14 protein-coding genes and 2 tRNA genes are annotated in these 12,777 nt (G+C 39.3%); 6 read left to right on the forward strand and 10 right to left on the reverse strand.

Annotation, left to right across the window (positions count from 1 at the left end; translation table 11 throughout):
* Nucleotides 1-128 precede the first annotated feature (128 nt).
* Both AAEY57_RS05130 and AAEY57_RS05135 read left to right on the forward strand, forming a co-directional pair.
* Nucleotides 129-1,298, forward strand: a complete 1,170-nt coding sequence (locus AAEY57_RS05130; protein WP_013463690.1) for a PrnB family protein — start codon at nt 129-131, stop codon at nt 1,296-1,298.
* A 1-nt stretch (nt 1,299) separates the two neighbouring features.
* Nucleotides 1,300-2,424: an aminotransferase class V-fold PLP-dependent enzyme gene (locus AAEY57_RS05135; RefSeq protein ID WP_013463691.1), complete on the forward strand. Its 1,125-nt coding sequence runs from the start codon at nt 1,300-1,302 to the stop codon at nt 2,422-2,424.
* On the opposite strand, the gene AAEY57_RS05140 is transcribed toward AAEY57_RS05135, so the two are convergent.
* The 5 genes from AAEY57_RS05140 to AAEY57_RS05160 form a co-directional block, all read right to left on the reverse strand.
* Entirely contained in the window at nt 2,408-2,896 is a 489-nt protein-coding gene (locus AAEY57_RS05140) for an RNA-binding protein (protein ID WP_028834882.1), read from the reverse strand. The two genes, AAEY57_RS05135 and AAEY57_RS05140, sit on opposite strands and share 17 nt — an antisense overlap.
* A 545-nt stretch (nt 2,897-3,441) precedes the next feature.
* Nucleotides 3,442-3,534 (reverse strand) — tRNA-Ser (locus AAEY57_RS05145).
* Between the two features lie 53 nt (nt 3,535-3,587).
* A tRNA-Ser gene (locus AAEY57_RS05150) sits at nt 3,588-3,678 on the reverse strand.
* Between the two features lie 226 nt (nt 3,679-3,904).
* The gene (locus AAEY57_RS05155; RefSeq protein ID WP_008113257.1) at nt 3,905-4,045 is read right to left on the reverse strand and encodes a hypothetical protein; all 141 of its coding nucleotides are present in this window, start codon (nt 4,043-4,045) and stop codon (nt 3,905-3,907) included.
* Nucleotides 4,046-4,804: 759 nt separating this feature from the next.
* Nucleotides 4,805-5,599, reverse strand: a complete 795-nt coding sequence (locus AAEY57_RS05160) for a YggN family protein (RefSeq protein WP_350606742.1) — start codon at nt 5,597-5,599, stop codon at nt 4,805-4,807.
* Between the two features lie 387 nt (nt 5,600-5,986).
* Here AAEY57_RS05160 and AAEY57_RS05165 point away from each other — a divergent pair, with 387 nt between their 5' ends.
* Nucleotides 5,987-6,172: a PA3496 family putative envelope integrity protein gene (locus AAEY57_RS05165; RefSeq protein ID WP_008108975.1), complete on the forward strand. Its 186-nt coding sequence runs from the start codon at nt 5,987-5,989 to the stop codon at nt 6,170-6,172.
* Nucleotides 6,173-6,290: 118 nt separating this feature from the next.
* On the opposite strand, the gene AAEY57_RS05170 is transcribed toward AAEY57_RS05165, so the two are convergent.
* The 3 genes from AAEY57_RS05170 to AAEY57_RS05180 form a co-directional block, all read right to left on the reverse strand.
* The gene (locus tag AAEY57_RS05170) at nt 6,291-6,782 is read right to left on the reverse strand and encodes a glutathione peroxidase (protein ID WP_013463695.1); all 492 of its coding nucleotides are present in this window, start codon (nt 6,780-6,782) and stop codon (nt 6,291-6,293) included.
* A gap of 93 nt (nt 6,783-6,875) precedes the next feature.
* The gene (locus AAEY57_RS05175) at nt 6,876-7,175 is read right to left on the reverse strand and encodes an AzlD domain-containing protein (protein WP_016900234.1); all 300 of its coding nucleotides are present in this window, start codon (nt 7,173-7,175) and stop codon (nt 6,876-6,878) included.
* On the reverse strand, nt 7,172-7,876 hold the full coding sequence (locus AAEY57_RS05180) for an AzlC family ABC transporter permease (protein WP_064663190.1): 705 nt from the start codon (nt 7,874-7,876) through the stop codon (nt 7,172-7,174). The genes AAEY57_RS05175 and AAEY57_RS05180 overlap by 4 nt, the downstream gene beginning before the upstream one ends.
* 105 nt (nt 7,877-7,981) lie before the next feature.
* On the opposite strand from AAEY57_RS05180, the gene AAEY57_RS05185 reads away from it, so the two are divergent.
* Nucleotides 7,982-8,638 carry a cytochrome b/b6 domain-containing protein gene (locus AAEY57_RS05185; protein WP_350606746.1) on the forward strand — a complete coding sequence of 219 codons (657 nt, stop codon included), beginning with the start codon at nt 7,982-7,984 and terminating at the stop codon, nt 8,636-8,638.
* Nucleotides 8,639-8,689: 51 nt separating this feature from the next.
* Here AAEY57_RS05185 and AAEY57_RS05190 read toward each other — a convergent pair whose 3' ends face one another.
* Nucleotides 8,690-9,142 carry a c-type cytochrome gene (locus AAEY57_RS05190; RefSeq protein ID WP_262976356.1) on the reverse strand — a complete coding sequence of 151 codons (453 nt, stop codon included), beginning with the start codon at nt 9,140-9,142 and terminating at the stop codon, nt 8,690-8,692.
* A gap of 221 nt (nt 9,143-9,363) precedes the next feature.
* Between AAEY57_RS05190 and AAEY57_RS05195 the strand changes: the two genes are divergently transcribed.
* The gene (locus AAEY57_RS05195) at nt 9,364-11,697 is read left to right on the forward strand and encodes a S8 family serine peptidase (RefSeq protein WP_350606747.1); all 2,334 of its coding nucleotides are present in this window, start codon (nt 9,364-9,366) and stop codon (nt 11,695-11,697) included.
* Between the two features lie 11 nt (nt 11,698-11,708).
* Nucleotides 11,709-12,242 carry a serine protease external chaperone gene (locus tag AAEY57_RS05200; protein ID WP_013463701.1) on the forward strand — a complete coding sequence of 178 codons (534 nt, stop codon included), beginning with the start codon at nt 11,709-11,711 and terminating at the stop codon, nt 12,240-12,242.
* Between the two features lie 53 nt (nt 12,243-12,295).
* Here the strand turns inward: AAEY57_RS05200 and AAEY57_RS05205 are convergent, their stop codons facing one another.
* Complete coding sequence (locus tag AAEY57_RS05205; RefSeq protein ID WP_013463702.1) at nt 12,296-12,766, reverse strand: DUF2721 domain-containing protein; 471 nt, start codon at nt 12,764-12,766, stop codon at nt 12,296-12,298.
* Between the last annotated feature and the right edge of the window lie 11 nt (nt 12,767-12,777).

Genomic DNA, 12,777 nt, shown 5'->3' on the forward strand with positions numbered 1-12,777 from the left:
GATCTTATTAGTGATTTTAATGTTGGTAGTGATTATTGCTAACTAAAGGTGTTTTTACTATTTTTTTTGGCGTTTTACCCTCAGGGGTTTTTGTTAGCATTAAAACATAATAATAACAGGGTGTAGTTATGAGTTCTTTTACTGCTAAGTTTGACCGTTGGATAAGATCAGAGTTTGTAAGCTTAAACTCGCAATTAGAACAGCTTTATTGGCAGCAAACCGATAAGGCTAATGTTGAGGGGATTGGTGATAGCTTAAAGCTGGCACTAAAGGAGCAAGGCAATGCGCTGATCAGCGATTTATTGGACGAAGGCAATACCGACGAAGGATTTGATAGCGCATTCGATTTGCTTGGTAATGTTGGTTTGTTTATGGCTGCTTGTCGCAGGCATGAGATCACAGAGCCGAGCAGAGAAACAACCTCACCATTAGTTGAAGCATCGGCGCTTGCTATGCATATTGGTGCTTCTATTGGAGTAACTCCTCGTTTTGCCACCGCACATTTAACCACTCATAATAAAGCCATTAATGGCACCTATAAACGGTTTACAAATCTTGATGATGAAGCCCTTTTTTTAGATTACAACACCCAAGGTATTTTAGCGTATAAGCGCGCGAGTGATGCTTTACTAAAAATACTGCCATTAGGTATTTCACACCCAGTCACGGCTGAACTACTTGAGGTGGTTAAAACGGCACTTATTGATGTAATAGCGTCGAATAATGCCTTGTATACTCAACTTGATACCGAGCGTTTTTTTAATTGTGTACGCCCATACTACAAGCCTTACCGGGTAGGTAAAGAGGTTTACCGTGGTGCAAATGCGGGAGATTTTGCCGGCATTAATGTTATTGATATGCTGTTAGGGCTTTGCAGTGCCAATGAGCCGAGTTACTCACAAATGCTGGTGGATAAATTTTTATATATGATGCCAGAGGACCAACAAATATTGCGAGAAGCCATGCGTATGCAAAGCTTTATGGATGACTTCTTAAAAGCCGAGCAATATAAACACACAGAGTGGTTTCAAAAGCACGGCAAACTATTTATACAAGTGTGTAAATTACATGGTGACACCGCTATCGGTCATCATAATCAGTTGGTTGAGAAGTTTATTGCCCAACCGTCACTGCAAATGCAACAACAGCATATAAGCAAAGTAACTGCCAGTGGACCACCTTTACCGGTACTGCTCGATTCATTAGCTAAGTTAAGAGATAGGCGTGCCGCGGCAAAGCGTGACGACATAAATACGCGCTTTGATGATTTAAACACGCTAAAACAGTGGATTAATTAATATGGCTAAAAATGATTTTTGTATGCCACAGGGTTGTTATTTATTAAGCCACTCTGTTGGCCGCCCATTAAAAACGAGCTTAGAAAATGCCACTGAACATTTTTTTACTCCTTGGCAAGAAAGTGTAAAAGAGCCATGGCAACAGTGGTTACCCGCCATTGAAAGATTTACTGAGGCATTAGGGCAGTTGTTTAATGCGCCTAGTGAGCAATTTTGTCCTCAGGTTAATTTATCCAGTGGTTTAACCAAATTGGTTATGTCACACCCCGTATTTAATAAACCACAGTGTACAGTATTAATGGCGCAGGCTGATTTTCCCAGTATGGGGTTTGTAATGCAAAAAGCACTGCCTGAATGTGCAAAAATACGCTACATCCCTGAGCATGAAGACTTGAGTGATAGACAGGTATGGCAGCGATATTTAACTTCAGAGATTGATGGGGTATTTGTTAGCCATGTTTATTCTAATACGGGTGTACAAGCTCCCATAAACGATATTGTGGCGCTGAGTAAAGTCACGAATACACTCTCAATAATTGATGTGGCGCAATCGGCAGGGGTTATCCCTGTCGATCTAACGGCGTTAAATGCTGACTTTATGATCGGTTCAAGTGTGAAGTGGCTATGCGGAGGGCCAGGAGCTGCTTATTTATGGGTAAATCCAAAGCAAATAACACAATGTGAACCAAAAGATGTTGGCTGGTTTTCACATCAAAACCCATTCGAGTTTGATATTGCGCATTTTCAATATAACGCTAAAACACTAAGGTTTTGGGGCGGTACGCCCTCGGTACTTCCTTATATTATTGCCGCTCATAGTATTGAATATATTGTTGAATTTGGCGTTGAACAAGTGAGATCGCACAACTTGATGTTACTTGAGTTAATTCAGCAGCAATTGGGCGCTTTTTTAATGTCACCTAGCGCTAAAGAGCAATGTAGTGGCACCGCTATTTTGCAGTTTTCTGAGCATCAGCAAAGTGTATTAACAGCATTAGAGACTGCAAAAATAAGTGTTGATGTGCGTAAACTCGGCATCCGTGTTTCACCTCACATATATAATACAAAGTCAGAGATACAAACATTTATTGATGTTGTGAAGCACATACTTAAGGTTGCTGACTAAGCTGCTGTTTTTTTTGAGTGAGTGCTTCTATTTGTTGTTGTGCTTGCTTGATTTGTGGGTCAAATCGCTGCTTAAGTGCCGCCGTTTCAGTGGTAATGGCATTCGCAATTGAGCTGGCCCCTAAGCGATTTGCTTTATCTTGGGTCATGTAATCGATTTGCTGTTTTTTCTGTGCGTATTCTTGTTGGTATTGTTTAATCTTAAGCTCAAGCTGCACAATATCACGCTCTATTTGTTGCACCGCTAAATAATCGTCAACAGAAGTATCGGCAACTGGTGTGTTCTCAGATTGTGGCGTATTTGTTTGCATGATGTTGACGTTTCTAAGCGTGATCACTTGAGCGTCTTCAGCGCAAGGAGTTTGACTAAAAGTAGGCACTCCTTTAATGGTGCATTTATAAACCGTCACTTCATTTGCCATGCTAACAGCACAGGCACCCAAACAATACAGTAGTAATATTAGCTTCGCCATGGTTAAACCTAAGCTGGTTTAAAGTACCATTTATAATGCACTAAGTTGTGACGCCATACAATTTGTTTAATTTATTAGCATACGCTCGCGACTGCGTTATAAAAAGTGCAAATTAATAGAGGCTATTAAAATTTAGGCACAAAAAAACCACAATTAAGTGGCTTGTAACCAGTAATGGTGGAGAGGGAGGAAAAGACTTACTTACATCCCTGTAATTAATCGCTGCGCGACGCTTGCAGCGGCCTAAAGTGTTTCAGACATTTTATCGAACCCTGTCGAGAGTGCTTACCCTCCCTATTTCTTAACGGAGTTAAAATTTAGGCATAAAAAAACCACAATTAAGTGGCTTGTAATCAGTAATGGTGGAGAGGGAGGGATAGACTTACTTACATCCCTGTAATTAATCGCTGCGCGACGCTTGCAGCGGCCTAAAATGTTCCAGACATTTTATCGAACCCTGTCGAGGGTGCTCACCCTCCCTATTTCTTAACGGAGTTAAAATTTAGGCACAAAAAAACCACAATTAAGTGGCTTGTAATCAGTAATGGTGGAGAGGGAGGGATTCGAACCCTCGATAGAGCTACAAACTCTATACTCCCTTAGCAGGGGAGCTCCTTCGGCCACTCGGACACCTCTCCGACGCATTATTCAGCGTGTTATCAATCGGAAAAAACCAATTAATATAAATAAGTGGTGGAGAGATAGGGATTTGAACCCTAGAGGGGCTATAAACCCCTGCCGGTTTTCAAGACCGGTGCATTCGACCACTCTGCCATCTCTCCACGTCGTGATGCAGGATAATACTTAGGTGAGTTGCCTGTGTAAATAGCAAAAAGATCGTTTGCTTAAAAAGTGAGCGTAAATGAGGTTTTTTTTGTAAATTATGAAAATTAAAGATGATTTTTAGCTATGAGGAGAGAGCTGGCAGCAAACAGATGGAGCTAAAGAAGAAACTTCATTTAGTGGTTGGATGTTTGCTGCAACAATACAAAAATCATGGTTGGGTGATTATTTGTATTGAATTGCACCGCCAAGTGCTAATTTTTTTCCGTAACGGTTAAGTTTAGCTAACATTCTCGCTTTGCGATTAGTTGGTTTAACTGCAACGTGAGTTGTGGCTGTTTGGTTTAATGTATTAATTGGGTTCATTGTATTCGCTCCAAGGTTGTGTCTGTTGAAAACGTGTGCATTTTGCCCGTAGATTGGTTAAAAATAAAGCGATAAAAATTGCTGGTGAAGTATTAGTTTTTTTAATCCGAAACCGTTTTATTAATTTGTCGTTCAACTACTGGTTTATTATTTTTTGTATAATTATTCATCTGGGCTCATTGTTATGTCACTTTTATATGGGGTCTTTTCGGTTTTTTTGAGTTTAAACTGTTTATAAAAAGAGTTTTTTGAATATTTATTCAGATTAAATTATTTTGTATTAACGGGTTGGGTTTTACTTCGTTCAAAGATTTAACATGTTATTTATAGGGAGTTAATTATTTATCAGATAAGAGCAGTAAATAAACGATAAAAAAGAGTGTTGCGAGGTTTTTAAATTATAAAAAAAGTGCCTAGGTTACTAGGCACTTTGGAGTTAGTTGCGTTTTAAAACGCGTCTAACTGGGGATCGCACCGCCTCAAGAATTTAAAACTTAAAAAGAGGTGGTTTTAATATGTTGCAATTTGGGCTTACAATCATCAGCTCGGACGGCATTCTAAGTGATCTAGAGCGAAGTGAAGATTATACTTTGGTTTGTATTTTACTATGAAGCCACAAAATGCCTCTGAACGGCAAGAGCAGATCCGCTCAACAGTCTATTATTTGAGTTAAATGGGACTGGTGGGGTAAAAAACGCAAAATGCGGCATAGCTTAAAAGCAAATGCCGCAAAGGGAGATTAATTAAAATGCTGAGCAGTTAGTGCTGTTTTATAGTAAATAACTCATAGCCTTTTAATGCAGGCACTTGCGCAGCAAGTTGAGTTTCTTGCTGTGCGATTTCAACAAAGTCACCACACAGTGTATTTGCACGCTGTTCAAGTTTTTTTGCATGGAGCTCTACTTTTTCTTCTATTTGTGAGCCCATATTTTCCATGCGCTCTTCAAAGGCTTGCATGTCGCCACCTGAACCCATTAGCTCAGAGCCTAATGCGACTAAAATACTGCCCATTGATTGCATTACGGCCGACTCAACGGCAGTTTCTATTTGTTGTTCAAACTGCTGTTCAAAGTTTTCACCAAACTGAGTGAAGCTTTGCTGGCCCATGACAAACGTACCTTGTTGGTAAAAGGTACCCTCTACTTCTTGTTGAATATCGTCCATCAAGGTTGCAATGTTATCGAGGCCATCAATATTAAATGCATTGGCGACTTCTTCTAATGCAACGCCCGCAATTTTAACGCCATCAAGTGCAATGTTGGCTACTTCAGGTAATTGCGCGCGTAAATTATCTGTGTAGTTGGTCAGTGCTTGGCGCTGAACGCTATTTAATGCTACTTGCTCGCCATTGATCGACAACTCACCTTGAGTGGTAAAGGTCATACGTTGATTGTTGGCTTTAAAAATTTCTAATTCACTTGGCTTTATACGTACATCGTTTTTAAACTCAACTTTACATTCGTCGTTACTAAATGAAATTGAAGAGCTGTTATCATTATGAGCCATGGCGACGGGGGCGCACATAATTGCGCTAACTAATAATAATTCTTTCATGTTTATTCTCTGTTTTTTGCTGATGATAATTAACTTATAACAAGTTTGGTGCCAATAGTTTTTAATCTTTAAAAACAGTGATTTGTGATTTTAAAGGTGCTTTGAAGTTGAAAGTGAAGTCATTGAAAAAGCTAAAATTTGGTCAAAATAACCAATAATCAAATGCTAATAAATAAAATTTATCGATACGATAAAAAACTCTCACTTTCCACAATTCAAATTTAGCGCTATTTATTCACAATACTGACACAGAGCCTATTTAGGATAGCGATGTGGCTTTATTTTGACGTAAATTTGTACAATGAATTTGCGTTGAACATTTTAATTTCACCAATTATCGCGATACAAGAATCCGTAATTGGTCTCAAACACTTTATGGAGTGGGTTGTGGGTAAGACATTTAGTTACGATGCGCTAGATGATGATTTTGTTGAAGACGAATACGAAATGGTCGGGCGTAATCAACACGACAAGAAAAAGCAAAAGGTGAAAAGAAAGTTAGAGGATTACCTTGAGCAAAAACGCTTGCGTAAAAACCTAGGTGAAGATGACTTAAACGATTATATTGATTAGGTTGTCGCTAGTACAAATCAGTGCCGACATATTAGCTTTTAACTGCTACTTAGGTAGTATTTAAAGCTCTGTGGGTTGGTAATAAAGAGGCTTTATGCCTCTTTATAATTTTTAAGCCTCAAACTTTAGCTGCGAGCAATGCTTTTTCAATTACTTTTTCTAGTTTTTCAGGTTTAGTAAAGGGCGCGTAGCGCTTAATCGGTGAGCCATCTGCATTAATCAAAAACTTTGTGAAGTTCCACTTAATTTTTCGTGTCAAAAACCCCGGCAATACAGATTTTAAATAGCGAAAAACCGAATGTGTATGCTGACCATTAACGTTCACTTTTTCTGCGATTAAAAAACTAACTCCGTAATTGATTAAACAACCTTGCGCTATTTGATTCGCGTCTCCGGGTTCTTGCTGGCCAAATTGGTTACACGGGAAACCTATAATGACTAAACCTTGGCTGGCATACTTTTCGTGTAATGCTTGCAATGACTCGTATTGATAGGTGAATCCACACTCACTTGCGGTATTTACTATTAACACAACTTTACCTACAAACTCTTTAAAATCGATAGGTTGGCCTTGCAGGCTAGTAGCACTTAGTTGATGAAATGGGTGCATATTATTAAGCTATTATTTGTTTATTTGGCATAGTCTAACCTTTGCTTGGTGATTAACAAAGTCGAAATAGTGAACACTGCTATGGCGTTACTGTTAATTTAAAATCAAAAATAACCCCATACCAGCAAGTGTGGTTAGGTAAATATTATGTGTTTTGTAAGCAACTATAATGGCTACAATCGCTGCGCTTAAATAAGGGTTTTGCCAATTTAGATTAATGCCACCATCATTTATAAATACAATCGGCACCCAAATCGCTGTTAGAACCGCAGGTGCACTGAAGCTCAAAAACTGCTGCATTTTAGGCCCTACTTTAAATGGTAGCGCGCGGTGTAAGAATAAATAACGGGTAAAAAAGGTAATACATGCCATAAGTAAAATAGTCGTCATCATGATTTAGCGTCCTTATTTTTTACTATTCTAGTTACAGCGTAACCTGCACTCATTGCTAATAGTGCTGAGCATACTAACCACAGCTCAAAGCCTGTGCTTTTTAATAAAGTAGCACAGATCCCTGCAACAATGACCGTGACAAGAGTGGCTAAATTTTTAACTCCTGGGATAACCAAAGCAATAAAGGTTGCAGCAATCGCAAAGTCGAGTCCTAAGTTGGTGAGATCAGGGAGCATAGTACCGGCTACAATACCGATCAGAGTCCAAATATTCCAAGCAATGTAAAAGCTAAAGCCTGCGCTGAGCGCGTAAATTAGGCGCGTTTTAGTCTGGTAGGCGCGAGGGTGATGCGAAAAAGCAAATAGTTCATCGGTTAATACAAAGCTGACTGGAAGGCGCCAACGCATGGGTTGCTCAATCACTTTGTGACGAACCGCCAAGCCATATAAAAAATGACGAGAGCTAATAATAAATGTAGTAAATAAAATGGTTAATAGAGGGGTATTACCAGCCATTAACTCGATAGCAACTAGTTGAGCCGAGCCAGCAAATACCAATAGCGACATAGCTTGAGTCTCAAAAGGGGTAAAGCCATTTTGTATTGCCAAAGAGCCACATAAAATCCCCCAAGGAATAACGGCTAAACATAATGGCAGCATATCTAAAAAGCCTTTTAGTATCGGTTTTTTAATGGACTGCATGTATTTTACTCTGCGCATAGGTGGAAAGACTCATTAGGATACCTTAATATTGAGATGCTAAAATAGTTAGCGTTTTAGATGATACTGTTTTTTAGGGAAGGTGCAATGTTCAAGGTAAAAGTGTGGGATGGCTTTTTAAGAAGCTTTCATTGGTTATTAGTATTGAGTATTGCTGCGCTTTATTTTAGTGCAGAAGAAGGCATGATAGAGCTACATTTTGTGGTTGGCTTTTTTACTTTAGCGCTTATCTCAACGCGGATTATATGGGGTCTTATAGGCAGTAAAACGGCAAGAATATCGGCATTACTGCATTCTCCTAAGTCGGTGCTTGCTTCTTTTAGTGGCAAAAAAATAAATGATGTGGGCCATTCTGCACCAGGTAGTTATATGGTGTTATTATTTTTTATACTGATTATTACGCAACTGGTTAGTGGTTTAATGAGCAGTGATGGCATTTTAGCTGATGGCCCGTTAGCGCAGTATGTATCGAGTGATACGATTGATTTTGCCAACTGGCTGCACCATATCAATTTTGATATTTTATTTTATGCGATTATTTTGCATGTTGTGGCTATTATTGCTTACAAAATTAAAGGCAAGCCTTTAGTAAAAGCAATGATCACAGGCAATAAAGCACTGCCAACACAAAGCTTAGAGCCTGAGACAAAGTCACCATGGATTGCATGGGTTTTATTTTTACTATTACTGGTTTTATTAATGAGTACTTGGGGAAGTGAGCCTTTAAGTTATCTGCTTAGTTAAAAAAATGGCGCTAATACAGCGCCATTTTTATTGTTTAATACACAGAATTTATTAGTCTTTGAATTGCTTATGGCAATCTTTACAGCCTTTAGCCCATGCACCAAATGCTTTACCAATGACCGCTTTGTCACCTGTTTGAGCTGCTACAGCAAGTTCATCAGCATATTGTTGAAATGCTGTCGCTTTTTTCATAAAAGTATCGTTTTCAGACCATACCGCAGGAAGTGCTGATGTATCACCCTTATCAGTACCTGCGTAAAAAGCTTCCCAAGGCATTTTAGACAATGCCGCTGCGTTATTTGCACGCTGCTTAAATTGCTCTGCATTAAAAGGAATTTTACCCTTGAGCATGGCACCCATATCGCCTATTTGAACTGAAATCATAGAAAATGCAGCTTGGCGATACTCAATCGCATCACTCGGCTCTTTGAATGCAGAATTTGCAGATACGCTAAATGCGCATGTAGATAGTAACGCCCCGATAAATACTTGCTTCAATTTCACTTTACTCTACTCCTTTAAGGGTTCTTTAATTATCTTTGTATCTTAGCTCAGGCTTTAGTTCAAGGGAAAGCATAGATTATTACTTTGATATTATTAACGGGATTTTAATCGGGCTGATATTATTTTACGGTTTATTGTGAATGTTTGTAAATGCAGTGTTGCTGCTTGTTGTTTGATTGTGTACATTCAGATGTCATAAAAATAACCAATGAAGAGCATTTATGAAAAATAATATTTTTAAGCTGTCAGCGTTGTCTGCAGCGATAGTAATTTCGCTATCAGGGTGTGGTGGAAGCGATAATGATAATAACAATACAGTTCCAGTTGTTACTGATGTAGCACCAAAAGCGAGTGATGTTGTCGTTACTGATTTAAAACAATGGGTTCCAGTTACTGCAGACTTTAAAGCAAGTGATAATGATGGTGACGCACTTACTTTTAGTTTTACTGAAAATGGCGAGGCAATTACCGCGCAAGATGGTGTCTTTAAGTTTAGCCATGGTATGTTAACAGTAGAGGGTACTTCGTTTACATATGTGCCTGTTTCTGGTGAAGATGCGGTTATTGATTACACAGTAACTGCAAACGGTAAAACGGCCTCTGCGAAAATTAATATCTCAGGAATTATTGGAGATCCTCTTGCAAATCAGCAGTGGCACCTAAACAATACAGGTCAGAAAGCTTACTCGCTTAGTGATGAGATGAAACAAGGCTTAATTGATTTGTACGTTAGTTTATTTGGCGATACAGAAGAAGAAGCACAAGCCGATGTCAACGCTAGCTTTGCTCAATCAGAGGCGACAGAGCTTGTAGCTGGTGAAGATATGAATGTTGTTGATGCTTATGCTCAAGGTGTTACTGGGGCAGGTGCAACGGCAGTTGTGATCGATTCGGGTATGGAAATCCGCCATGAAGATTTAATCGATAATGTATTACCAAACCGCTCTTTAAACCTAAATGCTGATGCGACTGACCGTACAGATCCTACTAGTATGTCAAACAGTGGTGATCATGGTACAAGTGTTGCTGGTTTGATTGCTGCAAAAGGTTGGAATGGTAAAGGTGGCCGTGGCGTTGCTCCTGATGCTGGTTTAATTGGTATGAATTATCTTGGTGGTGCTAAAATCCCACAAACTGAGTTAATGGTGCATGGTTTCCCTGGAAGCGGCATTAGCACAACAGAAAATATTTCTGCGTTTAACCGTAGTTATGGCATAACTTTCCCAACATTTATTGCATATTCAGAATTAGATGAAGCTATTGAGTCATACCCAAACCTAAACCTGCGAGATGGTAAGGGTGCACTTAATATGAAATCGAGTGGTAACTCTTTTGTTGATGGCGGTGATGAAGGCTCACTATGTGAAGATAATGGAGCTAATGACTTAGGTTTAACGTGTTATAACGGTGCGTTTGAGCCAAGCCAAGGCCATCCTTACTATCTAAGTGTTGCTGCTGTAAATGCAAATGGTAAGCACACTAGCTACTCAACAGCAGGTGCTAACTTAATGGTTTCAGCGCCAGCTGGTGAATATGGTCGTTGGGCACCTGCAATGGTAACAACGGATCAGATGACATGTATCAACGGTTACTCAGGCTTTAATAGTGGTGCTGTTGCAAGCTTTACTCAGAGATATGGAGAAGAGTTTGCCATAAGCCAGTTCCCATTTAACTATCCTGGTAATGAAGATAACGCAAGTTGTAACTATACATCTACATTTAACGGTACATCGTCTGCTGCGCCAAATGCATCAGGTGTAGTATCACTTATTCTTTCGGCTAATCCTGAACTAACTTGGCGTGATGTGCGTCATATATTAGCGTCAACAAGTACATTAATTGACGCTGAAAATGCCCCTGTAAAATTAACTACCGCAGATGGTGAGTTTGTTGCACATGATGGTTGGGTTAAAAATGCCGCTGGTTATAGCTTTAATAACTTATATGGCTTTGGGCGTGTAGATGCAGGTGCAGCGGTTGCAATGGCTAAGTCTTATGACGCTTCATTAGGTGAGCAAGTAATCACGGATTGGAATGGTGTTGGTTCAGCCGTTTCTGAGAGTGCACTAGCATTAGAAATTCCTGATAACAGTGCTACAGGTTTAACGCAAGAAATTGTAGTTACAGAAGAATTAAACATTGAGGCAATGCAATTTAAATTTGATGTAAGCAACCCTGAAATGGGCTTCGGCCTAGGTGATGGTACTCAAACATCTGCTGGTAATGATTTAGCTATTGAGGTTACTTCGCCAGCGGGTACTCGAAGTGTATTACTTTCATCTAAACAAGCTTTGTTTTACCCTGCATATAGCTTCACGAATAGCTGGAGTGTAGGTTATGTACTTAAAGACGCAGTGATGCTTTCAAATGCTTTCTACGGAGAGTCTACGAAAGGTACTTGGACTGTTCGTTTGTTAGATACAAGCGCAGACAGCTTTGCATTTAGTCGAGGCTCAAATAATTCTCTAGGTGTTACTGGTATTAGTAATAATAACTCAGCAAGTGTACTTGAAGGTGTATCTCTTCGTGCATTTGGTCACGCAGGTCAAGAGTAAGGATTATAAAGATGAAAATTAAACAATTAATCGTATTGGGTGCTGCTGCGTGTATTTCGTTTGGGGCAACAGCAAACACTAGCTCAGATAAAGAGCTTCAGCTTCCTAAGAAACAAGTAGCTAAATTAAAGTTTGATAAAGCGGATTTTGGTTCTTACAAAATTGAAAAGAACTTACGTTTAGTGCCTTCGAGTGTTGCTTCAGAAGAGCATGTCGTTATGCAAAAAGGTGAGATGACAGTAGTAAGCGTAGATAAATCGTCTGATGTGGTCACAAAAGGAACATTAGTTCGCAATATTTTTACTAATAACCTAACGTCACTATCAGGTAATATTACTATTCTTTTAAAAGATGGTATGAGTGCAAGCGATGTTGCTTCGGCTGCAGGTTTGAAGGTCGTATCTTTATTCCCAGGCACTAAAATTGCTGTTTTAGCTGTAAATGATGGTCAAGATATTTTAGTTGCATCAAAGCAGCTAAAAGAATCTGGTTTGATTAAAGAAGCTAAAATAGAAGTGTTAGAAACTATTTACACTGCACAGTAATCTGTTTTAAATAAGTAAAACCCCGAGTAGCACGATTGACTCGGGGTTTTTTATTATTCGTTTATATCTATATCTGCGAAAATCATCCCTCGACGCATACTGCGCGTTGCCAAGAACACCTCACCGAGTAATGACATAAACGCACATATTAGCAATGCCATTGCACCAACAAAACAGCTGCCAATAGTGACACCTAAATTAATCGACTGTATGTGCGATAAAAATAACAGCATAACCACGGCGCAAACTAATAGTGCACTTAATACACTTAAACTAAATGCAATGTGTATGCAGCGAGAACGCTTAAGGAGTGCTCTAAGCTCTGTAGTCAGAGACAAGTTAAATTCTTCATCGGTGCTAACTTTTAATTTTCGCTCTAACTGTCTGGCTCTGTCTGTAATTCGCGCCAAGCGATTAGATAAAACCCCGAGCGTTGCTGCAATACCAGTAATTAAAAAAACGGGTGCAACCGCTGTTTGAATGACCTTAGCCATTGTTAAAATGTTAATTACATCGTTATTCATTATTGTCCTTA

This window comes from Pseudoalteromonas sp. MER144-MNA-CIBAN-0113, from assembly GCF_040308965.1.
Lineage (GTDB): Bacteria > Pseudomonadota > Gammaproteobacteria > Enterobacterales > Alteromonadaceae > Pseudoalteromonas > Pseudoalteromonas tetraodonis.

Bases quoted from the DNA above. Each gene is read 5' to 3' on its own strand.
- AAEY57_RS05130 (WP_013463690.1), top strand. From the start codon at position 129: ATGAGTTCTTTTACTGCTAAGTTTGACCGTTGGATAAGATCAGAGTTT.
- AAEY57_RS05135 (WP_013463691.1), top strand. From the start codon at position 1,300: ATGGCTAAAAATGATTTTTGTATGCCACAGGGTTGTTATTTATTAAGC.
- AAEY57_RS05140 (WP_028834882.1), bottom strand. From the start codon at position 2,896: ATGGCGAAGCTAATATTACTACTGTATTGTTTGGGTGCCTGTGCTGTT.
- AAEY57_RS05155 (WP_008113257.1), bottom strand. From the start codon at position 4,045: ATGAACCCAATTAATACATTAAACCAAACAGCCACAACTCACGTTGCA.
- AAEY57_RS05160 (WP_350606742.1), bottom strand. From the start codon at position 5,599: ATGAAAGAATTATTATTAGTTAGCGCAATTATGTGCGCCCCCGTCGCC.
- AAEY57_RS05170 (WP_013463695.1), bottom strand. From the start codon at position 6,782: ATGCACCCATTTCATCAACTAAGTGCTACTAGCCTGCAAGGCCAACCT.
- AAEY57_RS05175 (WP_016900234.1), bottom strand. From the start codon at position 7,175: ATGATGACGACTATTTTACTTATGGCATGTATTACCTTTTTTACCCGT.
- AAEY57_RS05180 (WP_064663190.1), bottom strand. From the start codon at position 7,876: ATGCAGTCCATTAAAAAACCGATACTAAAAGGCTTTTTAGATATGCTG.
- AAEY57_RS05185 (WP_350606746.1), top strand. From the start codon at position 7,982: ATGTTCAAGGTAAAAGTGTGGGATGGCTTTTTAAGAAGCTTTCATTGG.
- AAEY57_RS05195 (WP_350606747.1), top strand. From the start codon at position 9,364: ATGAAAAATAATATTTTTAAGCTGTCAGCGTTGTCTGCAGCGATAGTA.
- AAEY57_RS05200 (WP_013463701.1), top strand. From the start codon at position 11,709: ATGAAAATTAAACAATTAATCGTATTGGGTGCTGCTGCGTGTATTTCG.
- AAEY57_RS05205 (WP_013463702.1), bottom strand. From the start codon at position 12,766: ATGAATAACGATGTAATTAACATTTTAACAATGGCTAAGGTCATTCAA.